Raw genomic sequence first — 26,023 nt, 5'->3', positions numbered from 1 at the left:
TCAATGCTTGGAGAGAGTCGCAGAGCAAGATGAACAAGGCTTTGGTACCGGACAACCACCCAAGGAGCAGACGCCATGAATCATTGGACAAGGGCCGCCGCCTGTGCGCTCGCGGCAATCGGACTGACGGGATGCGGGGGCGCCGCGCATGCGCCGGACACCCGCTTGCGCCTGACGGTGCTCTCCAGCGCGCCCCAGTATGTGTCGGGCGGCGACGCCCGCATCGCTGTCGCGGTGGCCGGCGACGCGCATGGCAAGCTGCTCTTCCGGCTCAACGGCCAGCGCATCGATCCCCCCCTGACGGCCGCCGGCACGCGCGTGGAAGGCGTGGTGTCCGGCCTGGCGGACGGCGACAATGTGCTCGAGGTGACGTACGTGAATGACAGCGGGCGGGCGGTATCCGATTCGCTGGTGCTGACCAACTACCCGGTGACGGGCCCGATGTTTACCGGTCCGCAGCAGCAGCCTTTCGTGTGCCGCACCCAGGAATCGGGCCTGGGCCAGCCGCTGGTGGATAACCAGGACGGCATCGGCCATCCGGTGTTCGATGCGCCGGGCGTCGATGCGCCGGGCGTCGGTGCGCCCGGCACACGCGTGCTCGGGTACAGCCGGTACTGCGCCATCAAGCCGCAGATCCACTACTTTTACCACACCGGCGAGAGCTTCAAGCCGTTCGACGCCGCCACCGGCTACGCCAAGCCGCCGGCCGACCTGAAAACGATCACCCTCAACGGCGCCAGCGTACCGTTCGTGGTGCGGGTCGAAGCCGGCACCATCAACCGCTTCGCGTACACCATCGCCATGCTGGCGCCATTTGCCGGGCGCGCCGATGCGGCGCCGCAGTTCGATACCACGGCCTGGAACCGCAAGCTGGTGTACTGGCTGCGCGGCGGCGTGGGCATCGGCCATCAGCAGGGCACGGCGATCTGGTTCAGCAGCGGCATGCGCGGCATCGAGCGCCAGATCATTTCCCGGGTACTGGCGCAGGGGTATGCGGTGGCCAATTCGTCCGGAAATGAGGCGGGCGTGCACTACAACATGCGCCTGGCGGAAGAAACGGCCATGATGACCAAGGAACGCTTCATCGAGGCGGTCGGCCAGCCGGCCTTCACGATCGGCATCGGCGGCTCGGGCGGGGCGGTGCAGCAGTATCTGTTTGCGCAAAACCGGCCGGGATTGCTGGACGCCGGCATTCCGGTGCAATCGTATCCGGACATGGTCACGCAAACGATTCCGGTGGCCGACTGCCCGCTGCTGGAGCAGTATTTCAGCGACGAGGTGGCGCTCGATCCCGCCTCGGCGTGGAAGACCTGGAGCCGGCGCGCGCTGATCGAGGGCAGCAATGCCAGCGATACGGTGGTCAATCCCATCAACGACAAGCCGGGATCGACCGAGTGCATCAACGGCTGGCAGGGCGCGGTGCCGACCGTGGTCAATCCGGTCTATAAAGACCCGCGCTACGAGCTGGTGGCCCAGAATTACGGGTATCCGCCGGATGTCTTCGCCAAGGTCAAATGGACGCACTGGAACGACCTGGCCCATATCTACGGCACCGACAGCCAAGGCTTTGCGCCCAATTCGATCGACAACGTCGGCCTGCAGTACGGGCTTGGCGCGCTGCTGGCGGGGCGGATCGGCAAGGATGAATTCTTGCGCATCAATGCCTGCGTCGGCAGCTGGAAAGCGCCCTCGCAGTTCGTCATGTGGGATAGCGCCGCCGACCCGTTCGACGCGCGCAACATGCAGCGCAGCGCCACCTGCCGCGACCCGGCCGGCCTGCCCGCGCCCCGGCGCGCGGGCGAGCTGTCGGCAATGCACGCGGCCTACACATCCGGGCATGTGTTCACCGGGCAGCGGCTGGGCATTCCGATGATCGATGTGCGGCCCTACCTGGAACCGGTGCTCAATATGCACAACGCGCGCCAGGCTTTTTCGGTGCGCGCGCGCCTGCTGGACGCCAACCGCGCGGCGGCAAACAAGCAGGTGATCTGGTTTACCACGCCCGCGGCGGACCAGCCGGCGCACGTCATCGATGCGCTGGGGGTGCTGGACCGCTACCTGAGCACGGGCAGCGCGCCCGCCCAATTTGCGGACGCCTGTTTTGATGCCAGCGGCGCCGTGATCGCGGCCGGCGCATCGGTCTGGGACGGCATCCTGAACCAGCAGCCGAAAGGCGCCTGCAGCGCCGCCTTTCCCGTGTACGCCAGTCCGCGCATGGTGGCCGGCGACGCGGTCAAGGGCGATATCTTCAAGTGCAAGCTGAAACCGGTGGCGGCGGCGCTCAGGGATGGCACTTATCCGGAGGCCGCCCGCTTCAGCGCGCGCGACAAGGAATGGCTGGAGCGGATTTTTCCGCAAGGCGTATGCGATTATCGCTTCGGCGACCAGGGCCGCCCGGCGCGCTGGTGACAGCGCAGCGGCGCGCGGCGCGGCGCCGGCCTACCTGGCCGCGTCGCCCGATGCTTCCGGCATCGGCTCGGCGGGCGCCGCCAGCACCTGGGTCCAGTAGACGCGCGGGCTGTCGCCCGCGTGGTTGACGGCGTAGCCGGCGCCCATGTCGGTAAATTGCGCATCCATCAGATTGGCGCAATGGCCGGGGCTGGTGAGCCATCCGGCGACTGCGTCCGCGGCCGATTCTTGCCCGACCGCGATGTTTTCGCCGATGCGGCGCCAGCGGTAGCCGGCCTCGAGCGCGCGTTCGCCCACCATGCGGCCATCCTTGCCCGCGTGGCTCAAATAGCGTTGCCTGGCCATGTTGCCGCTGTGGCCCAGCGCCGCGCTTGCCAGTTCCTCGTTCCAGGCCAGCGGCGGCGCGGCCTCGAACGGCTGCGCGCCGCAGTTGCGGGCGCTGGCGCGGGCCTGGTTGACCGCGTCCAGGATGCGCTGTCCGGCTTCGCGCGGCGGCGGCAGGCGCGAGGCGGCCGAGGGCGGGGCCGGCTGGGCCAACACGATCAGCCAGCTGTCGCCGGTGCGCCTGGCGCCGATCTCGGAAAATTGCGTGCTCAGCAGCGTCTTGCAATAGCTGCGTTCGATGCTGGCCATGACGCGCACGGGATCGGACACACCCGCCACAAAGATCGCGTCGGCTTGCGCCACCGGATAGCCGGCGCGCGCGAGGGCCGGGGCCAGCAGGGTCCCCGTCCCGATCTGCACGTTGGACAGGGCCGGATGGGGCGCCAGCGGCGCGACCGGCCCCATGCTGCGGCCCTGGCAGGCGTGCGGCGCGGCGCGGTACGCGTTGATCAAGCCGATGAGCACGGTGCGCGGCTGGGCGCTCGCAGGCAGTGCGGCCAGGAGCAGGCTGGCGGCCAGCCAGCGCAGCCGGCTGCGGATGGCGCCGTGTGGCGGGACGGTGTGGGGAACGAGGATGGTCATGGCGGCGATTCTAACAGCGGCCGCCGGACAGGTCGATTGCGCCAATTCCCGGGCATCGGGGCCGGCATGTTTGCTATGCTATCGCTTTTCCAGCGGCCGGCGCCATCGCCCGGTCCGGCGAACCTCATTTACGGAGTAGTGCATATGGCCTCGTTACAAGAGCAGTTTTTGAAAGCCGGCCTGGTCGACAAAAACAAGGTCAAACAGGCCAACCAGGACAAGAACAAGCAGAAGAAGGTCGAGCGCCGCACCGGTACCGAGAGCGTCGACGAAGCGCGCCTGGCCGCCCTCGAAACCCAGCGCAAGAACGCCGAGCGGGCGCGCGAACTCAATGCCCAGCGCGATGCGGCGGCCAACGAAAAAGCGATCGGCGCGCAGATCACCCAGATGGTGCAGAAGAATCGCCAGAGCAAGGGCAATGGCGATATCGCGTACAACTTCACGCACAACAACAAGATCGAGCGTTTCTACGTATCGGCCGCGGTCCAGGCGCACCTGGTGGCCGGTCGCCTGGTGATCATTCGCCAGGGCGATTCGACCGAACTGGTGCCGCGCGTGATTGCCGATAAAATCGCCGAGCGCGATGCCTCGATCGTGGTGCGCGTGAATAAAACCAGTACCGAAGTCGATGCGGACGATCCGTACGCGGCGTTCCAGATTCCCGATGACCTGATGTGGTAACGGGCATCCGGCTGCCGCTCAGGGCGCGCGGACAGGTCCCGCGCGTTCCGAAAAGCGGGCGCGGTACTGCAGCGGGTTGACGCCGAAATTGCGGAGAAAAACCCGGCGCAGCGTTTGTTCTTCGGCGTAGCCAATCTTGAGGCAAATGGCTTTCAGGGGCAGGGTGCTCGATTCCAGTGCCCGGCAAGCCGCTTCCATGCGGATCGCCTCGACGGTCTTGGCCGGCGTGCGGCCCACCGTCGCAGTGTAGACGCGCACGAAGGTGCGCAGCGACATGTTCGCCATCGCCGCGAGCCGGGCCACGCCGAGGTCTTGGTCGATGTGGCTGGCGATCCAGGAATGCAAGCTGGCGAAATTGCCGTCGTCGCGCGCTTGCGTGGCCAGCGGCACGCTGAATTGCGATTGTCCGCCGGCGCGCTTGATGAACATCACCAGCTGGCGCGCGGTCTGGATGGCGATCTGGTGGCCGTGGTCCGCTTCGATCAGCGCCAGGCTCATGTCGATGCCGGCGGTGACGCCGGCCGAGGTCCAGAGCGCGCCATCCTGGATGAACAGGGCATCCGCATCGACCCGCACGTGCGGGTGGCGCTGCTGGAGGCGCTCGGCCCAGGCCCAGTGGGTCGCCACGCGGCGCCCGTCCAATTGGCCGGTGGCGGCCAGCACGAAAGCGCCGCTGCATACCGAGCACACGCGCCGCGCGCCGGCCGCGTGGCGGGCGATCCAGGCCACCAGGTCGGGGCAGACGGTGAATTCCTCGCCCTTGCAGCCGCCCGCGACGATCAGCGTATCGATATCTGTTCCGTCCAGCGTGGCCAGGGCCCGCGTGTCGACCGCCAGCCCGGCGCTGGACATGACGCTGCCGCCGCCGACGGAAGCGACGACGGTGTCATACGGCAGCGCCGCGCCGGCGGCCTGGCCAAGCCGGTTGGCGGTGGCGAAGGCTTGCAGCGGACCGGCCAGGTCGAGCAAGTTCATGTCTTCGTAAGCGAGAAAGACGATGCGCCGCGTTGTCGAACCAGGCATGCGGTTTCCTTATGTAAGCCAATGCCGAAAACGCATTATCGCGCCTGGCGTGGATACTCCGCTTCCAGCACGACGAAACGGGCGGCGGCCACGCCGTAGCGGGCAGTGATGTCGTCGAGCGCCTTGTCGAGCACCCGGACGGACGGGGTGGCGTCGAATTCGGGCAGTACCCAGTCGAGCTGCCTGCCCTGGCCGGCGACCATGTCGGGAACCAGCATCAAGCCGTTGCGGGTCCTGAGCGGCGCGTCGGACTGCGCCAGCGCATGGACGCGCGCGCGCAGGGTGGCGGTGTAGGCGTCGGCGCTGAGCGAGAGCGCCAGTTCGTCCACGCCGGGGGCCACGGGAATGCCGATATCCTGGCTGGGACGCAGAAAATACGAGGTGACGGCCGTCACGCGGTCGCCGAAGGTGATGCGAAACGCGTCGCTATCGTGCGCGCTGCTCCAGTCGCCAACGCCGAGCTGCGTGGCCAGGACCTGCGCGCGTTCGGTGCCGCCAATGGCTTCGACCAGGGCCAGGGAGGCTGGAATCGCCGCGCTGATGCCGGCACTCGAGACGATTTTCCCATCGGCGACGTAGCGCGCGTTTTTCACCCAGACGGTGTCCGGATAGCTGGCCACGCGCGCCTGGTGGGTGCTCCAGTGGCCGGTCGCGCGGTGGCCGCGCGTCAGGCCGGCCCTGGCCAGCACGATCGAACCATTGCAGATGCTGACCATGGTCGCGCCTTTTGCCGCCTGGGCGCCGACCCAGGCCAGCAGGGCCGGGTCATCGTTCTTTGCCATGGCGGGAACGACGACATAATCGGCACCGTCGGGATAGCGCTGGTCGAACTGGGCGACGGTATTGTCCGGATTGATTTTCAACGGAGGCAGGTGCAGCGGCCCGGCGTGGGTGGCCACGCTGACCACCTCGGCGACGCCGGATCGGGCCAGCACGCCATAGGGGAGCACGAAGTCGGACATCACCGTGCCGCTGTTTTCGCCAACGACTGCGATGACGGGGCGAGTGCGCCCGAAGCGCGGCGCGTAGGTGTCGATTTTTTCGCCGGGCCGGACGCTGGCCACGGCCGGCGCCACGACAGGCGCGCCCTCCTGGGCGATCGATGGACCCGTCAAGGCGAGGGAGGCAAGTGCAATGAGCACGAGGCGGGTGAATCCAGTCATGGTTGAAACTCCTGTCAGGCCATCAAATAGTCGCGCGACGCCGGCGCAAACGTCGAGGCCAGCGGGTAGCAGGGCTATCTTACGAGGAGGTAGTTTTGGCGTAAATGACAAAATACAGTCAATTTACGCCACGGTGCCGCCGGCCGGCCGGGAACATCGGCGCCGGAAACAGCAACGCCAACCTGCATGGGTTGGCGTTGTACTTGACGCGAAGGCGCTCAAGACCATCCCCGCCGCAGCGGGGAGCGGCGCGAGATTACTTGGCTGCCGGGGCCGGGGCTGCGGCTGGCGTGGCGACCGGCGCTGCTGCTGGCGCTGGGGTGCTGGCGGTTTTTTCCGCTGGCATGGCTACTTTCGCTGCCTTGGCGTGGGCCTTGGCGGACTTCTTGTGGGTTTTTACTTCGGTCTTGGTGGTGGTGGTGACTTCTTCCTTGGCACCGGGAGTGACCGTGGTTTCCTTGGTGTCGGTCTTGACCACGTGCGCATCCTTGGTGTCGGTCTTGACGACCTTGGTTTCCTTGGATTCGGTCTTAACGACGTGCGCTTCGGTTTTCGCGGCCGGGGCAGCTGGGGCGGCAGGAGCGGGAGCTTGAGCGAAAGCAGCGGTAGCGAACAGGCCGGTGATCAGGGTAGCGATAGTTTTTTTCATGATGTGGTTTCCTTGGAATTGGTATAAACGGTTTATTTTGTTTGTATGAAGCGTCTTGCTTACTTGCTTGCCTGCGCAGCCGGTTTGGCGGCTTCGACGGCGGTCTTGATATCCTGTGCTGGTGCTTTGACTTCGGCTTTGGTTTCAACCTTTACTTCAGCCTTCGCTACCGGTGTTGCTGGTGCCGTAGCCGGTGTCGGGGACTGCGCGAATGCGGCGCTGGCGAACAATCCGACGGTCAGGGTAGCGATTACTTTTTTCATGGTCAGTCCTTTTTCTGGGTTGAGGTTCGGTGCACATTTGCCGTGTCACTGAGCTGAAAACGCCGCCCGCAACCGTTGAGTTGACGGCCTTTACACGTGCTTACAACTTGCTGTATTTGCTTACAACCAGGCCAGCTGACGCCGAAGCGGTCGTGGCAGGCGATGGTGGCGCAACCGAGGGTGTCCGGGATCAGGGTGGCGAGAGAGTAGACTCCCGCTATCTGAAACTCCAACGAAGGGACCTTCATGAACATTCGCTTGATGGCACTCGTGGCTGCGCTGGCAGCCGGCTTGAGTGCCGGGGCGTGTGCGCGCACGAACCTGAGCAGCGTGTACACCGACATCGCTGGCAAGGCATGCAAGAAATCGGTCGATGACAAAACCAGTGGCGCCTACACATTGACATGCCCCGGCGTGGGCGATTACCGCCTGCGTATCCTGGACGACGATGGGCGAAATTCGATTGATGTCGTGAGCCCGGAGGCGCGGATCGTCGCGCTCGATTACTGGGATGTTGTCACCCAGGGCTTTTCCACGCTAGGGAAAAAGGCCGAGTGGCGGGTTGCCAGGATCGGCGGAAAGACGGTTCCGGTGGCATTGATCGTGCGCCTGACGGTGATGGATCAAAGCGATCCGGAGCGCCCGAAGCGGCGCCCGGTCCTGGTGGTGGCGCAGATCGGCAAGAACACGGCGTGTGTCGTGAACGTGGTCGACGCGAGCTCGGGCGCCGCCAATGCGGCGGCCAGGGCCGCCGCCGATGGCCAGGCGCAAGCCTGCCTGAAGTCCGTTGCGCGCTGATCGGCTCGCCGGCACGCTCATGACGCATGGCCGCTGTGGCGCATGATGGCCGTGTGCCACAGCGGTTCGCCCGCAGGGGGCATTCCGGCAAGCTTGAGCAGCGAATCGATGTAGTCGGCGTAGCCAGGATCGGCCAGTTCCTTGACCAGGGGCAGGTTCAGCAGGGCAAACGCGGCATGCCAGCCATCGCCTTCCTGGCCCGGCTGGCGCAGCGCCAGTGCCGGATTGAACTGGTAGCGCCCGGTCGACAAGCGTTTGAACAGGCGCCGGTTGTACGCATAGTCGCGGCTGACCTCGTTGCGCGCCAGGACGCCCGAGATAAAGGCGCGCTTGCCGCGTTCCGGCGCCAGCACCGTGGATGGCCATTTTTCGTAGGCCGCCAGCAGCATGCCGGCGTCGAAGCTGCCGCGCTCGCCGGCATCGGCCCGGCCAAAGCAGGACTTGAACAGCACCCACATGGTTTGAAACAGCGGATACTCGGATTGGCGGCGGTCGATGCGCACCAGGCGCTCACCGGCCATGACGTCGATGCAGGGTGGCGCCACCAGCTGGTAGACAGCGCCGAACGGACCGCTGGCGTAGGCATGGTCGCGCAAGGCGGTGGCCATGGCCCAGTGCAGCGCGTTGCGGCCCAGGTGGTCGGTGGCGGACAGGTCGGCACCGCGCGCCAGCAAGGCCTCGATGAGGGGCAGGTTGCCGGCCGCCGCCGCCATCAGGGGCGTCTGGTTCATCGGCGTGCGATGCTCGACGCCATGCTTGTCGCACAGCCGCAGCACATCCTTGATGTTGCGCGAAAAATAGGGCATGTAGTGGCGCCGCCCGAGCGTTGCGCCGAGCTTGCGGAAATGGTAGGCCTGCCCGTAGCCGGCGCAGCGCGCCAGCACGTCGGCCAGGACCGATTCGTCGAAACAGGCGGCATACTCGTATAGCTGGCCCTTGTGCTTGCTGCCGGCGGCGTGCTCGCGGAACACCTTGGACAGGCTCTCGCGCAACCTGGCTTCGTCGAACACCGGCCAGGGCACCGGGGTGCTCTTGAGGATCAGGCGCTCGATCGCGTCGGCTTGTTCCTGCTTGCCCTGCAAGGCCAGCTTGCGCGCTTCCTTTTGCCAGTCTTCCAGGCTGGACGCGGGCGTATCATGCTTGGGCGCCGCGCCCGTCTGCGTCATATCGAGCAGGCGCAACAGCGGATGCGCGGCGTCCGATTCGACCAGGTAAACATGGCGGACGGCGCGGGTCAAGGCCACATACAGGGCATTGACATAGAACTTGTAGATTTCGAGCGACTTGTCGGACTTGTCCCGGGCACGGCTGTACTGCAGATCGTCGCCGGCGATGTCGGCCGCGCTGATGCCGTCGGCGATCTCGCCAAACCTGGCGCGGTGGTCGGAGATGAAGCGGAACAGCACGATGCTGTCGTATTCAAGGCCCTTGGCTTCGTGGACCGAAAAGATCAGCGGCGTGTCGAAGTGCTGTTTCGCTTCCTCCTTGTCCTCGTCGCGCAGCACCAGCACCGCACAGCGGGTGGAGCGGCGCGTTTGCGCGTTCAGCTCGCGCCGCGCGCTATCGCTGTCGGCCAGCAGGCTGACCGCGCCCGCTTCCTGGTTGACGGCGTCGACCAGGAAATTGCTTTCGCGATCGATCGAGCCGAAGCGCCGGTGCTTGATTTTCAGCAGCGTGTTGGCCACCCGCGTGACCTGGGTGCTGTTCCTGAAATTAGCGCGCAACACCTGCAACTGCTGGCGCTCGGCCAGTTCGGGGTCGCGCCAGAACAGGGATTTGACTTTGCTCCAGGAGAAAAAATTCGGGTGCACGATCTGGTTCGCGTCGCCGCACAGCAGGAACTGGCCCGGCTTCCTGAGCGCGCGGAGCACCAGCGCCAGTTGCGCCACGGTCAGGTCCTGCACCTCGTCGACCACCACGAAGTCGTAGCGCGCCTGCACCTCGGCGCGCCAGTCGTGCGCCACCAGGTTCAGGTCGAACAGTTGAGCCTGCTTTAGCCACGCGCGGTAGCGCTCGAACAAATCGTAGACGGTATCGCGTTCGGCCGCGCCAAAGATCGACTGGCGCGTGCCTAGCGCGCGGTATTGCTCGCGCGTGAGCACGGCGGCGGCATCGGCGGCCAGCACGCCGCGGATTTCCTCGAATGCCTGATGGGCGTCGATGCCCTTGCATTGCTGGCGCATGCGCGCGAACCAGGCGGAAAAGTCGCGCCAGGTGGCCTCGCGGCCGGGCAGGACCCGCACCGATTCGAGAAATTCGCGGTAGGACAGGAAGGTCGCTTCCTGGCCTGCCGGTTCGAATCCATCGGCGTAATACAGATCGCGCGCGGACTGCGCCAGGTAGGCCGAGTGGGTCACGTACAGGACGTCACCCTGGGCCTGCTTCATTTTTTCGAGCGTCAGCGCGGTCTTGCCGCTGCCGGCGCTGCCGACGATGACCAGGGGCGCGTTTTGCATGTAGATGGCGTGCTGCGCATCGTCGAACGACATCACCTTGTCGAGCCAGTGCAGCTGGCGCCGTTGCGGATGCAGGTAGGGGATGGGCGCCGCCTGCGTGATGGCCTCGGCCGCGTCGACTGCGGGAATACTGTTCTCGTCAATGCGGGCCCCGCGCATGAAGCGCGACTTGGCGTAGTCGTGCTGTTCGATCACTTCCAGCAGCAGCGCGTAGACTACGCCGCGGTAGCGGATGGTGGAGAACAGCAGGCGGTCGGCGTAGTCGAGCTTGGCGCGATAGATCTTGGCGGGGGTCAGGTTGGCCAGTTTCTTGACATCGACCGCACGAAAATCGTCGCGTTCGATGGCTTGCCGCACCTTGTCGTAGTGGGCTTTGTTGCGGGGCGGGCAAAAGTTACTGTATTCAAGGATGTGCATGGGGATGGCGCGCTGGTGGCGATTTTTTCAGTGGCTATATATATCTTAGCGGGGCGAGCCAGTGTGAGGCGCGGAAATGAACGCGTTGGCGCAGGGGCAGGGGCCGGCAAAGGGTGGCGCATGGCGCACACCGGCCGGCGGGGCCTGGCGCCGGTGCGGCTGTTGCGTGATGTAGCGTACGGACCAGACCGGTTTTTCAGGGCATTCTGGACCCATCGACATCACACAACATTAAAGGGAGCAAGATCATGGGTAAATATGTCATTGGATGGATGCTGGGCGTGCCAACCGTCGTGCTGGTGGTGCTGTATTTCCTTTTTAACTGAGGCAGGGCGCCCGGCCGGAAGGCCGGAGCGGGCGCGGCGCGCTGGTGCCGCTGCGGATGAAAGGCCACCTTCGGGTGGCTTTTTTTTCGCTTCAAAAAAAGCGCGGGCGCACCCGTCGTGAACCAAATCGTCTTGCACAGGTCTGATGCAGGGAGTGCCCGCTTGCGGCGATAATAGCGGCTCTTTTCCGTTAACCGACATCCCACATGCAGATCCCATACTTCGACCAGGCCGACATTCATGACAATATAGACGACGCAACCTGCGAGCGCGGCAGCGACTATTTCAGGCGCGGGAAAGTGCATGCCTGCCACGTCAGCGGCGAGGACATCGAGGGTGTGGTCGGCGGCAGCGGCCGCTACGTGTATGAGCAAACGGTCTATGTGAGCGACGATGGCGGGGTGATGATCGACGGCAATTGCACTTGCCCCATGGAATACAATTGCAAGCATGTGGTCGCCGTGCTGTATGCCTACCTTGAACAGCAGGCGGTCCAGGTCCCCTCCGGCGCCGCCCTTCCGTACGCCAGCTCGGCCTGGCTCGACCGTCTGGTCCAGGCTAGCAGCTTGCCGCAGCGCGAGGCGGCGGTGGACAAGGTGGCGTCGCAGCTGGTCTTCGTATTCATTCCCGGCAAGCAGGGCGAGCTTGAGCTGGTGGTGTGCCGCTCGCGTCCGCGCCCCGGCGGTGGCTACACCAGCGCCACCGCGATCAGCCATTGCTACGAGCTGGCGGTCGACGCTTCCGGCGCGCGCCAGCGGGCCCTGGTGCGCCTGTTCCTGGCCCTGCGTCCCGATGGCGACAGCTACGGCACGGTGGCGCAGCCGCGCGAGGCGCTGGGCGCGCAGTTGCTCTCTCAATTGCTGGACGAGGGCCTGCTGCTGCAGGCCGGCTCGCGCAAGGAACTCAAAGGCAAGATGCGGCCGCTGGTACGCGGTGCGCGCCGCACCGCCGCGCTCGCCTGGCGCCCCGAGAACAGCGTCATGCGCCTGGTATGGGAAGCCGAAGGCGGCCCCATCGGCACGATCCTCCCGACCGATCCGCCGATGTATCTCCACGACGGCCAGCTGGGCGAACTCGAGATGCCGGCCGCGCTGCGCGCGCTGCCCGCCGCAACCTTGCTGGACATGGTAAAGCAGGCGCCCCAGGTCGAGGCGGTGCAAGCGGTCCGCCTCGCCGCCGAGATGCAAGCCTTGCAGCTGGACCGCCTGATGCCGCTCCCGCCGGCCATGGGATTGACGGTGCGCGACGATATCCACCCGACCCCCTATCTTTTGCTGGGCAGCATGGAACAGAGTATCCACGGCGGCCGTGAATCGGCTTGGCACGATTACGCGGTGCTGGCCTTCGACTACGATGGCAAGCGCGCCTCGGTCGATGCCAGCCAGGTGCTGATGCGCACCACGGCCAGCGGCAGCGAGCGGATCGAGCGCGACCGGCGCGCCGAAGCGCTCGCCCATGCCACCCTGGAAGGCTACGGCTTCCAGGGCAGCAGCGCGCCCGCGCTGGAGCATTTCTTCGGGGCCCTGGAACTGGCCAGCAGCGACGCCTGGCTCGCCTTCGGGCGCAGCGGCTTGCCGGCCCTGCGCGCGCAAGGCTGGCTGCTGGACCTGGCGCCCAGCTTCCGCTTCGACGTGCGCCAGATCGACGACTGGTACGCCGCCGTCGAGCAGGGCGGCGAAGGCAATGCCTGGTTCGAGCTGGAACTGGGGATCGTGGTCGACGGCGAGCGCGTCCCCCTGCTGCCGATCCTGTTGCAACTGATCCGCGGCGCGCCCGCGCAGTTCGATGCACAGGCGCTGGCGGCCCATGCCGACAGCGAGGTGTTGATGGCGCGCCTGCCCGGCGGCGGCCGCGTGGGCCTGCCCTGGAGCCGCATCCGGCCGATCCTGGCCACCCTGGGCGAACTGTATTTCCTCGAACGCATCGGCAATGCCATTCGCCTGCCCAGCCTGGACGCGGCCCGCCTGGCCGAGCTCGAGGCCAGCGCCCGGCTGCGCTGGATGGGCGGCGAGACGCTGCGCTCCCTCGGCCGGCGCCTGGCGGGATTTGGCGGCGTGCAGGCGGTGGCGCCGCCGCGCGGCCTGCAAGCGACGCTGCGCAATTACCAGCAAGAAGGCCTGGCATGGATGCAGTTTCTGCGCGAATACGGCCTGGCGGGCATTTTGGCCGACGACATGGGCCTGGGCAAGACCATCCAGACCTTGTCCCACATCCTGCTGGAAAAGGAAGCGGGGCGGCTGGACCGCCCGGCCCTGGTGGTGGCGCCCACCAGCCTGATGGGCAACTGGCAGGAGGAAGCGGCGCGCTTCGCGCCGACCTTGCGCGTGCTGCTGCTGCATGGCGCCGAGCGCGCCGGGCGCTTCGGCGCGATGGGCAGCCACGACCTGGTGCTGACCACCTATGCGCTGCTGGCGCGCGACGAAGCGGCGTTGCTGGAGCAGGAGTTCCATTTGCTGATCCTGGACGAATCGCAATACATCAAGAACCACCGCTCCAAGGCCGCCGGGACGGCCACCCTGCTGCGCGCGCGCCATCGTCTTTGCCTGACCGGTACGCCGCTGCAAAACCACCTGGGCGAACTGTGGTCGCAATTTCATTTCTTGCTGCCCGGCTTGCTGGGCGACGAAAAGCAATTCAACAGCGACTTCCGCAAGCCCGTGGAGCGCGACGGCGATGCCGGGCGCAACGCCTTCCTGACGCGCCGCATCAAGCCATTCCTGCTGCGCCGCACCAAGGACCATGTGGCCAAGGAATTGCCGGCCAAGACGGAAATGCTGAGGGAAGTCACCCTGGACGGCGCCCAGCGCGACCTGTACGAGACGGTGCGCCTGGCGATGGACAAGAAGGTGCGCGCGGCGATTGCCAGCAAGGGCGTGGCGCGCAGCCAGATCGTCATCCTGGAAGCCTTGCTCAAGCTGCGCCAGGTGTGCTGCGATCCGCGCCTGGTGAGCTTGTCCGGCGGGCGCAAGAGCGGCGCGCAGTCGGCCAAGCTGGTGGAGCTGACCGTCATGCTGGAAGAGTTGCTGGACGAGGGCCGCAAGATCCTGGTGTTTTCACAATTTACCAGCATGCTGGCGCTGATCGAGGACGAGCTGCGTGCGCGCAAGATCGGCTATGCCTTGCTGACGGGCGACACCAAGGACCGCAGCGCCCAGGTGGCGGCGTTCCAGAGCGGTGCGGTGCCAGTCTTCCTGATCAGCTTGAAGGCGGGTGGCGTGGGCCTGAACCTGACGGCGGCCGACACCGTAATCCATTACGATCCCTGGTGGAACCCGGCGGTGGAGAACCAGGCGACCGACCGCGCCTGGCGCATCGGCCAGGACAAGCCGGTCTTCGTCTACAAGCTCATCGCCAAGGCCACGCTGGAGGAAAAAATCCAGGAGATGCAGCAAAAGAAGGCTGCGCTGGCCAGCGCGGTGCTCAGCGGCGGCGACACCCAGGGCTTGCAGATCACCCAGGACGACCTGCAGGCCATTTTTGCGCCCTTGAGCGTGCAGGCGGCACCGGCCTGAGAGCGGCGCTCAGTCGCGCTCCAGCGGATTGGCTAGGCTGCGCTGGCGCCACTTCAGGCTCACGTTCAGTTCGGACACGTGGCGCGGTGCCCAGATCCGGCCGGCGCCGAGCGCAAGCGACAGATTGCGCGACAGCCTGAACTCGCCAGTGGCGCGGGCGCCGAGGCGCCGCAAGGTGGTGCCGGCGATGAATTTTTCGGCTTGCAGCTCCAGCTGGGCCGACCATTGCGCCCCCTGGCGCGTGGCTGCCGCGTGCAGCGCGCCTGCCACGCCGGCATGGTGGGGCAGGCCGGCGCCGGCTTCCACGCGCGCGCCGGGCAGCAGCGAGAACACCGTGTCGCCGCCCAGCCGCCAGGCCATGCCGGAATGGTAGGCCACGCTGGTCGCCATGTGATCGCGCTCAAGATAGGACTCGCTACGGGTGGCCAGTTGCAGGCGCCAGGCGCGTGGCTGGAACAGGGTCGAGGAAGGAATCGCCGACTGCGCCACCAGCCAGTCGATGCGCCGCAGGCGGGCCTGCTGGCCGTGCACTTGCAGTTGCGGATTGAGCACGGTGATCTCGGCGTGCGGTTCGTAGCCGGGCAGGGGATTGGTCAGCGTGTGCTGGAATGCCGCGTACTCCAGGCTGACGCTGCGCTGCCGCGCGCGCTGGCGTGCCCCGATGGCCATCAGGCCGCCATCGTGGCCGTCTTCCGGCGTTGCGGGTTCGGCCCGGCTGGCGAGCGGCTCGGGATCGTCGAGCTCAAGGCGCGCCCTGGTGATCGCGCCGAGGATGTCCTTGCGCGTGGCGCGCTCGCCTTCGTCGCGGTCGATCAGGACGGACGCATATTCATACGCCAGTTGCAGCGCGCCAGCGCGGCGCGCCGATGGCAGCGCGACGATCTGGTCGATGCCGGCCTGGCCGAGCGCAATCCGGTGTGCGGCGGCGGCGTCCTGCGCCGTCACCTGGGTTTCAAAATCGCGCACGCGCTTGGGGGCCGATGGCCATACCCGGTGCGCGCCGAGCATGCTGGCAGCGCGCAGGGCGCGGATGGTGTCGACCGGCACCGTCAGCATGCCGAAACGCTTGAGCAGACCGGCATGCGGGCGCGCCACGTCGATCAGGGTGAGCGTGCGATAGGCGCAGTTTTCGTGCAGGAAGGCGTAGTCGAAGGCGCCGTCCTTGATTTCCCAGGTATGCAGGAGCACGCGCCGCACTTCGGCGGGCGTGAGCGCGAGTTCGTACTCGTGAATGTCGCGGCCTTCGCTCTCGGTATACGTGCGCAGGCGGCGGTAGAAGGGCAGCTCGTCGGCCACGCCGGGGAAGCCGCCGAACAGGCCCTTGAACACGAACGCCAGCGCACTGTCGCGCGCCTCGGTGCGGGCTGCATAGTTGATTGTGGGACTGAGCAGTTCGCTGTTGGAATGCTGGTAAATCTTGAGGAAGGTGTGGCCGAAGGTGGACGAGGGGTTTTCCAGATAAGCGGAGGCGAAGTTGATGCTGATGCGCCGGCCCGCAAAGCCCGCCAGCCATTGCGACAGCTGCGGGCATCGTTCGATGGCGCCGTCGGCACCGTCGTCTCCCAGCCGCATGCGCAGCCATTCGTAACGCGCCGGGAAGCGGCAGGCGAAATCCTGGCGCTGGGCGGGCGCGTGGAGCGCCGCCACCGCGGCCAGCAGCTCGGCGGCGGGCGAGCTTTTGCCTTCGGGGGACAGGAAAAACTGCGGACGATCGGCCTGGCTGCGCCTGCTGCCGTCGCTGCGTGCGCGGTAGTGCAACAGTGCCAGCCAGGCGGGGTCACTGGCGATCTGTTGGTCGGCGACCTGGCGCGCATCGTCTTCCAGTGAAGCGCCGGCCGCCGGCGCTGGGTGGCTGGCGCACACGCCCAGGCAGGCGCCGGCCAGGACGCGGCGCAGCCGGTTCATTCTTTGGGGACGGCGCAGGTGCGGCCGCTGTCGTATTGCTGCGCAAGGCGCTCGGCGAACAGGCGCGTATCGCTGGCGCTGGCCAGCGTCTGGCGCAGCCACGCGAGTTTGAGCGCGCCATCGGCGCAGTGCGGGAAATAGGCGGCGAGGGTTTGCAGATACGGTCCCTGCTTGCGGATCAGATCGGCGCCAATGCGGCGGTGGGAAAACAGGGCGAAGTTGCGCAGGACGCGGGCGTCGGCGGAGAGAAGCGCCGGGCTTGACGCGGCAGGGCCGGCGTCAACAGCGAACTGGGCGCAGCCGCAGGAGGGCGCGGATGCACCGGCTTGCAGCCCGGTCAGGGCAAGGGCGGCCAGTGTGCTCATGGCGCCCATGTGGCTTACCTGGCGACCGGTTGCAGGTCGATCATGTATTCGCCGGGATCGTATTCGCGCGCGGCGCCGGTCGAGGTATCGATCGAGGTGCTCAGTGGGCTGGTCAGGAGGATGTTGCCCCACATCCATGGGTTCATCTTGGTGGTCAGCGCCACTTCGGTGGGTGCGAAGCCGGCTTTTTCGACAAACAGGGCGCCGTGCTTGCGCGACAGGGTGACCGTCAGCGGGGTGACGCCGACGGGGACCTTGTTGGTCACGCTTTCGTTGCCCTGGCTATCGGTGGTCTTCACTGCGGTGTAGACGGTGGCGCCCGCAGGATTGCTGGATACTTTGACTTGCTGGGTAGTGCCGGAGTGCATGCTGGCGCAGCCGCTCAGGGCAAGCGCGGCCGCAGCCATGGCGAACGCGGGGGTGAACTTCAGGGAAAAACGCGTCATCGTGAATCTTTCGGACTATCTGGACAGGGGATAAGGAGCTTGGCGGAGATGTTATTTATCGCCAAGAAATATTTCCCTAAGGATATCACAGCTACCAAAAGTATTAAAGAGGGAGAGGGCTTATTCCCGCGCGTTCGTCGCTTTTGCACATCGCGCTGTGGCGTGCTCGCACACCGGCACACAAATCGACTGCGCCGCGCCATTTTGTGCCCGGCAGGTACACTGCTTTTTATTGAAAACAGCTGTCGAGGCCAGGATGCGCATGATGGATTTCAGTTCGTGGCAAGGGGGGATGAGCACCATCGTCGGCTTGGCGATCTTCACCTTGCTTGGTGTGGGCATTCGCATGCTCATGATGCAAACGATTCAGCAACGGCGCGAGCGCATGAACCGCCAGATCAACGAGCGGCTCAAAACGCTCATTTCCGCTTATCGCACCCTGGGCGGGTCGTTTACCGGGCAACTGACGGTCGATCCGACGCATTTGCGCGACTTGCGCGGCAGCGCGCCATCCGGCGCGGACGACCGCAGTGCGCAAGATGGGAAATCGAGTTCCGAGCGTTCGCGCCGCATCCGTGACGCCGTCGAAGCCGCGCTGGCCGATATTCTGCTGCTCGGTACGGAAGAGCACTGCCGCCTGGCGGGACAGGCGGCAGGCGATCTGGCGGCCGGCCGTCCGATCCACACGGCCGAACTGGACATCTCCTTGCGCAGCTTTATTCGTGCGGCCCTCGATCTGGCACCGATACCGGGTGATGTGATGATTCCGCTGCAAGGACCGACGCGCGCGCAGGGCAGCGGTGGCCGTGGCAAGGGCGACGCTGGCAGGGCCGGCAATACAGGGGGCGGCGGCGATATGGGAGGCGCTGGCATGGGAATGGAGATCGCGCCCGGCATGGGACGCAAGGATGGCGACCTGCCTGTTTAATACCGATTGCGAGCGGGGAGGTTGATCGTCGCCGCCTCGCCCTTATCGTACCGAGACGCGGAGCGATGAGGGCGCGATCAGTGACAACGCCAACCCATGGCTGGCGTTCTGCTTCTTTCTGGTTCTTACATAGCGCGCTTGCGAAAGCTGAACAGCTCCGTGAGAAAAAATGCCCACGGTATGCAGAACATGGCGGGTATCAGCGCCATCCCTGCGGGAACGCCCGATCCGGCTTTCAACACGATGGCAAGCACCATTACAATGGCCGCAATAATGAAGGACACGGTGCCAATATAGCCAAGCACTTGAGTCAGGCCGGCATACGACGGCGGTACGCGCTCTCCGCGGGCGTAACAAAGCCAGATGCGCCGCGCCACAAGGGCAAGCATCACGAGAAACAGCAGCCAGCTCAGAATGCTCGGCAGGAAGTACCCAAGTGCGCCGGGAACGAGCGAGCCGAACGGCGAGAGTAGCCCAAACAGTTGCGCGCCAGGAGGTGACATTCCAGCCAGTTGCAGCAAGGCTAAAACGGGGCCGACAGTATAGGAAGGGACGACCAGCCCGAAGCATAGCCAGTATGAAAAAGTACGCATGTGATTGAGGTCTCGGGTGGTGGAAAGCGTTTGAGCGGACCGGCGGCCGCAAACGGCCGCCGGGTGCAGTATAGCTGCCCGATGGAGCCGAGCCGGGTTGACTATGTCCGGCGGCCCAAACAACACTTGATTGACGGCGCCCCATGCCCCCGCCGTCAGGCACCTCACCGTCGATAAAATGGAAGTGGACAAAAACACGACCGGCGGCTGCAACAGCCATGGTGATTCTGACTTGAAACAATAAAGTGGATCGGGCAGGCATCCTGCTGCATTCCCCGCTGGCCTGGCCCACGGCACTGGTGAGCATGTCTCAATCCGCCCGGCAATATTCGCCGGGCGGACCACTTAAAGACGCGAAGCAACTCTTTGGCGTAAACCCGACAGAACCGGGCCAAAACTGACCTCAGGCGGGTGCGGGTTTTGACAATACGGCAAATGTGCTGGATACTCAATTTGTGGAAACGCTTCCATGGCCATCGTTGTTGATGACGACTTCGGCTGGAAGTGGTGGTAGCCCGCACGTAAAACCCCAACTATAACTACGGAGACTTTCAACATGAAGATGAAGACGATTAACGTCTTGCTGGCATCATTATTGACTGCAGGCACCATCGCCGGTTGTGGCGATAACACCGGGCACGAGAGCCCCGATGCCGCGAGTGCCAAAGGCACCATGGCTGGCACCAGGTCCGCAATCGGCAATGCCAGCGCCGCCATCTGCACGCTACAGGCAGAAAATTATTCCAACGCGTTTGACACCACTGCTGGCAATACAGGGAACCAATACCGCACCGACAACGTCGATATTGAAGCGACCAGCGACACCGGCGGCGGTTATAACGTCGGCTGGACTGCCAACGGCGAATGGCTGGCACACAACAACGTCACCTTCCCGACCAGCGGCGCCTATACCATTGCCTACCGTGTTGCGGCCCCTTCCGCAGGCGGAGTGATTTCGGCCGACCTTAACGGAGGCACGATCCCGCTGGGCAACACGGCGGTTCCCGCAACGGGCGGCTGGCAAAGCTGGACCACGGTGCAGCGCACGATTAACGTGAATGCCGGCACGTACAACCTGGGCACGTTCATCAGCAGCGCGGGCTTCAACCTGAACTGGATCAGTATCGCCGGCGCAAGTTGCGGCACAACGCCACCACCCGACGGCTGGACCTTGGCCTGGGCGGACGAGTTCAACGGCACCTCATTGGACACCGCGAAGTGGAACATCGAGGTCAACGGAGATGGCGGCGGCAACAACGAGCTGCAGTACTACACCGCACGTCCGGAGAACATCCGTGTCACCGGCGGCGAACTGGTCATCGAGGCGCGCAAGGAAGCCTATATGGGCAAGCAGTACACCTCGGGTCGGATTACCACCCAGAACAAGGCAAGCTGGCAGTACGGCCGGATCGAAGCGCGCATGAAAATCCCGACCGGCAAAGGCACGTGGCCGGCTTTCTGGATGCTGGGTAACTCCATCACCAGTGCGGGCTGGCCCGCAAGTGGTGAAATCGACATCATGGAGCACATCAATTCTGAAGCGGTCACGCATGGCACCATCCACTGGTCGGATCAGAACAACGCGTATGCCAATTATGGCGGCCCATCGGGCAACCTGGACTTCTCGCAGTACCACGTCTATGCCGTGGAGTGGGATGCCTCGGCGATCCGCTGGTATGTGGACGGTAGCAAGTTCCACGAAGTCAATATCGCAGGCGGCATCAACGGCACGTCGGAGTTCCATGCGCCGTACTTCCTCCTGTTTAACCTGGCCGTCGGCGGCAACTGGCCTGGCAGCCCGGATGGCTCTACCGCCTTCCCGAACCGGATGCAGGTTGACTACGTTCGCGTCTATCGCAAGTAATCCAGCGCCGGAGAGGAAGCATATCCTCTCCGGCATTCATGGCGCAGTTCGACCGTCTACTTGAGCAGGAGGGAACTGGTGAGGCCGCCAAGCGCGGACAGCTGCCTATACGTAGTCTTTTACAAAATTGAAGTAGGCGTGCGGGCCGCAGGCAGAATGGCGGATGACCGATTTCCTGATCGTGTTGATAACGGCAATATAGTCCTTCATTGTCAGCCCGTCCTGATTGCCAATGTGCTTGACACCAAGCTCGACCACGTGCGCGACGATGCCGTCGATGGCTGGGCGGCTCAAGACCGTTTCGTTCCTGGCGAAGCCGAATTTCTGCTTCAAGGCCACGATCGCATTGTCGAGAGCGACGATGCATAGTCCATCGGTCATGTCAGGCTGCATACGGTATTGCGCAATCAGGCCCGTTTCGATAGCCTGGCAAAGAGAGCGTTCCCGTTTCGAGTCCATGCGAAATCCAGTTCTGTTCAGTAATGTGCCACCCGCACAAGGCGGAAGGGCGCTAAAAGGTCATTGCCGCTCGCGTGATCCGCCGATGGCGGGAAGTAAACCAGACACGAGGTTAGCGCTTGCCGCAAACAACAACGCCACCCGAAGGTGGCGTTCTATTTATTCTTGGTGGCCCGGGGCGGAATGGCTACCAAATCGAAAAAATCGTTATAAATCAACGACCTCCGAACTCCTAATCGAACCATGTGGTGGTCCACCTAGTTGGTGCACCCCGGCGCCGATTTTATCCGTTTTTCCTTTGCCGCGCTTACCGCGAAATCAAAGCCTTGGGTGCGCCAACAGAGTTGACCCAAATTCCCCGCCATTTGGAATCGTTTTTCTTCTTAATTCGGCCCCCGATACGGGGCACGCTGGTGCACCACCTCGACATTGTTGAACCGTTTTGCGGCTACGATCAGGGCATCACGCTGTGTGGCGTCGGTCGCCTCCTGGACCGTGAAAGGCTGGGCCTCGACCGCCAGCTTACCGACATAGTCGCAAATTTTCTGGGCATCAGCGGCGGCCCGAAAAATCTCGTTCTTGTCATTTTTTAGCGCCTGCAACCAACTCGCCAAATAGGCCGAATGTTGGGCAATCATGGTCGGGCCAGGTGGCAAGCCGATGACGCCCTGCATCATACTGCTGACCAGTTCGGCTCGTAATTCTTCACGCGCGTATTCCGACGAGCCAAACCGCGCGTCCATGTGCAGGCGCGCAAGTCGTTTTGGATGGCCGGTCGAGTGCCCTGCGGCCTCATGCAAAAGGGTTGCGTGGAAGTCTTCCAAACTGCTGAACTCGCTGGCCGGTGGAATGCGGACCTCGTCAGTGCGCGGGTAATACGCGGGCTGGAAGCCTTGCCCAAAATTGACTTTGAGTCCGGTGCGTTGCAGCGCAAAGATGATTTGCTCTACCGCATCGGCACAAGTGATATTGCATTCGCGCGCGGGCATGGGCGCCATGCCGTCGATTTGGCTGGCGTTGAACACGGTATAGGCCCGCATGATCAAGGCCTTGGTGCTGTCCTCAGCCAGCAAGTCGGCGCCAGCATCTGCTTCTTGGGCGGCCTGTCTGCGGTTGATTTCCACCATCTTGACGATTTGCGTGCCGCGCTCGCCTTTGCGCACTTGCAGGCCCATGTATTCCGCCTGTTTGTATGTCAACCAGCGCGGATCGCCTTGGCCCTGCATGCCAAGCACTACCTGATTGATTCCTTTGTAGATCTGCCCGCTGCTGGCATTTAGGTGCAGGCACCCCGATGACCAGCTTTTACGCCAGGGCGGAGTTCCACTCACCATGGCTTTGATGATGTCGTCTGTAATTTGCTGGCGGATGTCCATGATTCTCTCTCGATGCGTTGCGCCAGTGCTACTACAACGTCGGTTGGCTATCGGGATACCATCGCAAAACCCGATCTGTGTGTCTCTGCCGCCGGTCGCTTTGCGGGTTCAGGCAGCTAATTGCTCAACCCAGCCATCCACTACTTTTGACCAGAGCTTGGGCGCTAGGTTCACTGGCGTGAGCTCGGGCGTGCTGGCATCTTCTTCGAGGCTGGTCATTGCCGCGTGCAAATCGTCCAGGGTTATGCCGGCGTCCTCCCATGATGTGTAGAGGGACCATGCCTCGGGCGTATTGGTTTGCGAAAACGTCCAATTCCCGGCAATGACTGCATGGATTTCGCGCGCGATCAGCGGCGCGGCAGCCTGCGGCTGCTTGTGCGGATTTTCCAAGGCGGCAGCCGCGCCGTTGGCGCGGCTGGGCGGCGCTGCGTCGGCGTCAGCCGCACGCGCGCCGTCAGTATTGTTCTTTAACTTTGTTAAAGCCATTACTGATAGAGAGAGGTCGGACGCATCGCCAACCGCCATGTCTGCTGGGTTTTCGTCAAATGGCGGGATGTCGTCGTCCGGGGAAATGATGCTCTTTGGCCGGGGGGGATTCGGGAAAATCTGTTCAGGAACGTCCCCCCGAACAGCAGGCGCTACGGCCTGGTTTGTGAGTGCTGATGCCTGGCGCGCGATAGGCGAAAGCGGCAACTCGAACATAATGCCGCCATTGTCTCGATTGGGGTGTCGCACCAGCAAGCCGACGGCTGCCAGTCGAAGCACGAAGTCGGCAGCCTGAGTGTCGTCAATGTCGCCCATCCCCCTGCCTTGCACGCCTGGCGCGGTAACGAGTTTGGCGATGTCCTGAAAGGTCAGGCGTTGCTTGCGGAAGTTGCCCACCATGCCGGTCTTGAAATTGGCAAGCCATTTGAATTGCATGTAGGCCCAGCGCTCGCGGAATCCGAGTTTTTCTAAGGCACTCCATTCGTCCTTGTTAAAACTGATATAGGCGTCCCGCGGTGCGGGTGCGGCTGCTTTCTTGGCGGACTTTCTATTTGTGGTGGCCACGTTATTCTCCGTAGTGCGAGGCTTGACGCCCCGAATGATCGGTACAGAACGCCCCCTACTGTTTCGAATTTGGAGGGTTGTGTTGTTAAGGCTTACGGTTTGGGGCATCCCGGTTGCTTGATTGGCGGCGTGATCGATAGTTTCTGTTCACGCCGCTCTTGTAGCCGCTCCGGTAGGTTCAGAAACCGTGGGAGAACGCCTACCTGGGGCGGCTTGGGGACGGCGGGACTTGCTGGTATTGTGAGTGGTGTAACCACGTGCACGATGGGCAAGGTAGGTTTGGATGGCTGCGGCAGAAGTTGCCCTGGTAAGACATCCAGCTCATCAAGCAGCTTTATGATGTCGTCATTGTCAGAATAGTCCGCCGTAGGCATGGCGATGGCACTCGCGCCCTGCTGGCGTTCGGCCATGACCTTAGCCAAAATAGCCTCTTGCCGCGCATCGCCGGCAATGACGATTAATCGCTGATTTAACGCTTCGCGCATTGCCAGCTCGACAAAGCTTCCGCTGCCGGTGAACGAGATGGTTTGCCATCCGCGCTCGCAGCCCAATGCCACAACGCGCTGGGCGGCGAGTTTTTCATCCATGCCGCCCAATACGATCAGCTTTCTCCCTTGATCGGCAATGCGACCAGATTGCTTGAAATACAGCGTAGCGCCGTCGGCATGTCGAAAAACGCGAGTCAGGTCGTCGCCCAACACGGTCTGCATTCGCAGGGGGTAATCGTCCTCGACGATGGCCCGGCGAAGGTTTTGAGCCTGTTTTATAGTGAGCGGGGCGGCCATACTCGCGCCGGGCATTACAATGCTGGGCGACGTGTTGATGATGGCCAGCTCTGCCTGATCGCGGCCCGGTTCGAAGGGTTGCGGCCAAGTGGCGTGCTGCGAATCGGATGGGTCAAAAGGATTGGGCAGTATGGTGCTGTCGGTCATGGTGTGGTCTCCTTGATGTGGTGTTGTTTTTTTTTGAGCGATGGCGCGGGCGTGGGACTTGGGTTTGAAACTATCTACCGATGGCACGGCGGCCAGTCCGAACTCGGTCTCGATCCGGCGGACGATAGCCTCGGACTTGCGGAAGTCGTTAGCATCCGAAATAGTCTTGCCATCGAAGCCAATGCGGCACGCCATCAAGTGCATGTGCTGGTGGTCGGTGTCCTGATGGACAACTGCGACCCACGGGGCGTTGCCAAAGCCCATAGCCTCGATGTAGCGCTCGGCAATGGTCAGCCACTGCGCATCCGTCAGTGGCGGATCGGTCGGCGCGGGACTGAGCATGAGGTGAGCGACCGCCTTTGTCAGCTTCGGGTTGAGGCGCCGCAAGACGCCGAACTCCTTGGATAGCTCGCGCGGTGTGCGCCCTGCCATTACCCCAGCCACTATGCGCCCTCTGCCACTGCCCAAGAGGTAAGCCGACAAACCCCGAAAGCCTCGCCCTTTGGCAGCTATCTTGCCGATCATGAGCGTTCCCCTGGGGGGACCAGTAGTTCAAGCCGCAAAAGGCGCACTTGCTCAGCCAACTCGGCGACGACCGCGTAGATTCCCTCCGGCGCCAAGCCCGCGTTGCATGCGTGCGCAATTTGATTGAGGTTGCTCGCCAGAGGCGCCAATTCTTGCCATCGGGCCAAGTTACCAGCTGATGGCGGCGACTCGATACGCTGGCGCAATGCCAAGCGACGCAAGAACGTGGACATCGGCAGGCGGGCAGCTGCGGCGGTGGCGCGGATTTTTTCTACCTCCTGCTCATGGAGGTAGAGGTCGAATCGTTGACGCAGTTCGCGGCTTGGTTTTAGGGGGCGGGTCATGGCTTTGGTCTCCTGTGGTCGGCAGACCAAGCGTTCTGAACCCGTTGAAAACGGGTGAAGAACATAGCTTGCTGCTTACCGTCCGCTATATGCCTCTCAAAGCCGCTCCCGAAAGTCAAGGGCGCTGGCTGGAAGTAGGGCAAAAAAATGGATGGTGCCGCTCACCACCCATGGTTTTGAATCTAGTATCAGACGCCTGTCCGAATCGGCATGAGGGCCAGAGTCAGGACTTCGGGGCATTCCACGACCATCAGAGCGATGGCGGTGATCAGGGCATGGTGGTAGAAGGCATTCCAGGTCGGCCCGTGCCCGCGCATTTCCCCGAAATGTTCAAGGCTCTCAAACTGGTATTTGATGCAACCTATGGCGTCCTGGCGATAAGCGCGAAAGACGGTCGCCGCCAGTTTTTCATCATTTAACGGGTGCGCGCTGCTAAACAACCGGCTCGCACGTGGGGCATGACAAATTTCATCAAGTTGCTTTCGCGTCAAATTTTGTAGAATCCAATTCCGGAACGTCGGGCATTGGGCTAGCAGTGCGAGGGTCTTCTTGCTGTGCTTCATGGCATTCTCC

The 26,023-nt window shown here is 63.7% G+C and carries 22 protein-coding genes; 6 read left to right on the top strand and 16 right to left on the bottom strand.

Annotated elements, in window-relative coordinates; translation table 11 throughout:
* Positions 1-75 precede the first annotated feature (75 nt).
* Positions 76-2,409, top strand: a complete 2,334-nt coding sequence (locus tag F2P44_RS20585; RefSeq protein WP_167088918.1) for a DUF6351 family protein — start codon at positions 76-78, stop codon at positions 2,407-2,409.
* Positions 2,410-2,439: 30 nt separating this feature from the next.
* Here the strand turns inward: F2P44_RS20585 and F2P44_RS20580 are convergent, their stop codons facing one another.
* Positions 2,440-3,375: a CAP domain-containing protein gene (locus F2P44_RS20580; RefSeq protein WP_167088917.1), complete on the bottom strand. Its 936-nt coding sequence runs from the start codon at positions 3,373-3,375 to the stop codon at positions 2,440-2,442.
* A gap of 144 nt (positions 3,376-3,519) precedes the next feature.
* Here F2P44_RS20580 and F2P44_RS20575 point away from each other — a divergent pair, with 144 nt between their 5' ends.
* Positions 3,520-4,056 (top strand): DUF2058 domain-containing protein, encoded by a 537-nt coding sequence (locus F2P44_RS20575; RefSeq protein ID WP_167088916.1) that lies wholly within the window; start codon positions 3,520-3,522, stop codon positions 4,054-4,056.
* An 18-nt stretch (positions 4,057-4,074) separates the two neighbouring features.
* On the opposite strand, the gene F2P44_RS20570 is transcribed toward F2P44_RS20575, so the two are convergent.
* The 4 genes from F2P44_RS20570 to F2P44_RS20555 all read right to left on the bottom strand — a co-directional run bounded on the left by F2P44_RS20570 (position 4,075) and on the right by F2P44_RS20555 (position 7,154).
* Positions 4,075-5,079, bottom strand: coding sequence for a GlxA family transcriptional regulator (locus F2P44_RS20570; protein WP_167088915.1), 1,005 nt, complete (start codon positions 5,077-5,079; stop codon positions 4,075-4,077).
* Positions 5,080-5,114: 35 nt separating this feature from the next.
* Positions 5,115-6,242, bottom strand: coding sequence for a DJ-1/PfpI family protein (locus tag F2P44_RS20565; protein WP_167088914.1), 1,128 nt, complete (start codon positions 6,240-6,242; stop codon positions 5,115-5,117).
* Positions 6,243-6,498: 256 nt separating this feature from the next.
* Positions 6,499-6,891 carry a hypothetical protein gene (locus F2P44_RS20560; RefSeq protein WP_167088913.1) on the bottom strand — a complete coding sequence of 131 codons (393 nt, stop codon included), beginning with the start codon at positions 6,889-6,891 and terminating at the stop codon, positions 6,499-6,501.
* Between the two features lie 59 nt (positions 6,892-6,950).
* Positions 6,951-7,154 carry a hypothetical protein gene (locus F2P44_RS20555; protein WP_167088869.1) on the bottom strand — a complete coding sequence of 68 codons (204 nt, stop codon included), beginning with the start codon at positions 7,152-7,154 and terminating at the stop codon, positions 6,951-6,953.
* A 246-nt stretch (positions 7,155-7,400) separates the two neighbouring features.
* Between F2P44_RS20555 and F2P44_RS20550 the strand changes: the two genes are divergently transcribed.
* A complete protein-coding gene (locus tag F2P44_RS20550) occupies positions 7,401-7,952 on the top strand; it encodes a hypothetical protein (RefSeq protein WP_167088912.1) in 552 nt (183 codons plus the stop codon).
* 17 nt (positions 7,953-7,969) lie between these two features.
* On the opposite strand, the gene F2P44_RS20545 is transcribed toward F2P44_RS20550, so the two are convergent.
* The gene (locus F2P44_RS20545) at positions 7,970-10,825 is read right to left on the bottom strand and encodes a UvrD-helicase domain-containing protein (RefSeq protein ID WP_167088911.1); all 2,856 of its coding nucleotides are present in this window, start codon (positions 10,823-10,825) and stop codon (positions 7,970-7,972) included.
* A 532-nt stretch (positions 10,826-11,357) separates the two neighbouring features.
* Between F2P44_RS20545 and F2P44_RS20540 the strand changes: the two genes are divergently transcribed.
* Entirely contained in the window at positions 11,358-14,663 is a 3,306-nt protein-coding gene (locus tag F2P44_RS20540) for a DEAD/DEAH box helicase (protein ID WP_167088910.1), read from the top strand.
* A 9-nt stretch (positions 14,664-14,672) separates the two neighbouring features.
* Here the strand turns inward: F2P44_RS20540 and F2P44_RS20535 are convergent, their stop codons facing one another.
* From F2P44_RS20535 to F2P44_RS20525, 3 genes are read right to left on the bottom strand one after another with little or no spacing between them, the layout of a single operon-like run.
* On the bottom strand, positions 14,673-16,568 hold the full coding sequence (locus F2P44_RS20535; protein ID WP_167088909.1) for an Lnb N-terminal periplasmic domain-containing protein: 1,896 nt from the start codon (positions 16,566-16,568) through the stop codon (positions 14,673-14,675).
* Positions 16,565-16,942 carry a hypothetical protein gene (locus F2P44_RS20530; RefSeq protein ID WP_167088908.1) on the bottom strand — a complete coding sequence of 126 codons (378 nt, stop codon included), beginning with the start codon at positions 16,940-16,942 and terminating at the stop codon, positions 16,565-16,567. Before F2P44_RS20530 ends, F2P44_RS20535 begins: the two co-directional genes overlap by 4 nt.
* A 5-nt stretch (positions 16,943-16,947) precedes the next feature.
* Entirely contained in the window at positions 16,948-17,379 is a 432-nt protein-coding gene (locus tag F2P44_RS20525) for a hypothetical protein (protein ID WP_167088907.1), read from the bottom strand.
* A 256-nt stretch (positions 17,380-17,635) separates the two neighbouring features.
* On the opposite strand from F2P44_RS20525, the gene F2P44_RS20520 reads away from it, so the two are divergent.
* A complete protein-coding gene (locus F2P44_RS20520; RefSeq protein WP_167088906.1) occupies positions 17,636-18,307 on the top strand; it encodes a hypothetical protein in 672 nt (223 codons plus the stop codon).
* Between the two features lie 125 nt (positions 18,308-18,432).
* Here F2P44_RS20520 and F2P44_RS20515 read toward each other — a convergent pair whose 3' ends face one another.
* Entirely contained in the window at positions 18,433-18,900 is a 468-nt protein-coding gene (locus tag F2P44_RS20515; protein ID WP_167088905.1) for a hypothetical protein, read from the bottom strand.
* A 556-nt stretch (positions 18,901-19,456) separates the two neighbouring features.
* Here F2P44_RS20515 and F2P44_RS20510 point away from each other — a divergent pair.
* Positions 19,457-20,764 carry a carbohydrate-binding protein gene (locus F2P44_RS20510; RefSeq protein WP_223165074.1) on the top strand — a complete coding sequence of 436 codons (1,308 nt, stop codon included), beginning with the start codon at positions 19,457-19,459 and terminating at the stop codon, positions 20,762-20,764.
* A gap of 105 nt (positions 20,765-20,869) precedes the next feature.
* Here F2P44_RS20510 and F2P44_RS20505 read toward each other — a convergent pair whose 3' ends face one another.
* From F2P44_RS20505 to F2P44_RS20480, 6 genes are all read right to left on the bottom strand, one after another.
* Positions 20,870-21,223, bottom strand: coding sequence for a hypothetical protein (locus tag F2P44_RS20505; RefSeq protein ID WP_167088904.1), 354 nt, complete (start codon positions 21,221-21,223; stop codon positions 20,870-20,872).
* A gap of 383 nt (positions 21,224-21,606) precedes the next feature.
* Positions 21,607-22,599: an ArdC family protein gene (locus F2P44_RS20500; RefSeq protein ID WP_167088903.1), complete on the bottom strand. Its 993-nt coding sequence runs from the start codon at positions 22,597-22,599 to the stop codon at positions 21,607-21,609.
* A gap of 108 nt (positions 22,600-22,707) precedes the next feature.
* Positions 22,708-23,649: a hypothetical protein gene (locus F2P44_RS20495; RefSeq protein ID WP_167088902.1), complete on the bottom strand. Its 942-nt coding sequence runs from the start codon at positions 23,647-23,649 to the stop codon at positions 22,708-22,710.
* 92 nt (positions 23,650-23,741) lie between these two features.
* Positions 23,742-25,106 carry a relaxase/mobilization nuclease domain-containing protein gene (locus F2P44_RS20490; protein WP_167088901.1) on the bottom strand — a complete coding sequence of 455 codons (1,365 nt, stop codon included), beginning with the start codon at positions 25,104-25,106 and terminating at the stop codon, positions 23,742-23,744.
* Positions 25,103-25,450, bottom strand: a complete 348-nt coding sequence (locus tag F2P44_RS20485; protein ID WP_167088900.1) for a plasmid mobilization protein — start codon at positions 25,448-25,450, stop codon at positions 25,103-25,105. The genes F2P44_RS20490 and F2P44_RS20485 overlap by 4 nt, the downstream gene beginning before the upstream one ends.
* Positions 25,451-25,638: 188 nt before the next feature.
* Positions 25,639-26,013, bottom strand: coding sequence for a hypothetical protein (locus tag F2P44_RS20480; protein WP_167088899.1), 375 nt, complete (start codon positions 26,011-26,013; stop codon positions 25,639-25,641).
* Positions 26,014-26,023: the final 10 nt, after the last annotated feature.

Origin of the sequence: Massilia frigida, from assembly GCF_011682175.1 — a bacterium.
Taxonomy (GTDB): Bacteria; Pseudomonadota; Gammaproteobacteria; order Burkholderiales; family Burkholderiaceae_D; genus Telluria_A; species Telluria_A frigida.
The sequence above is the reverse complement of the archived record's forward strand: the minus strand, read 5'-3'. Positions and strand labels throughout refer to the sequence as shown.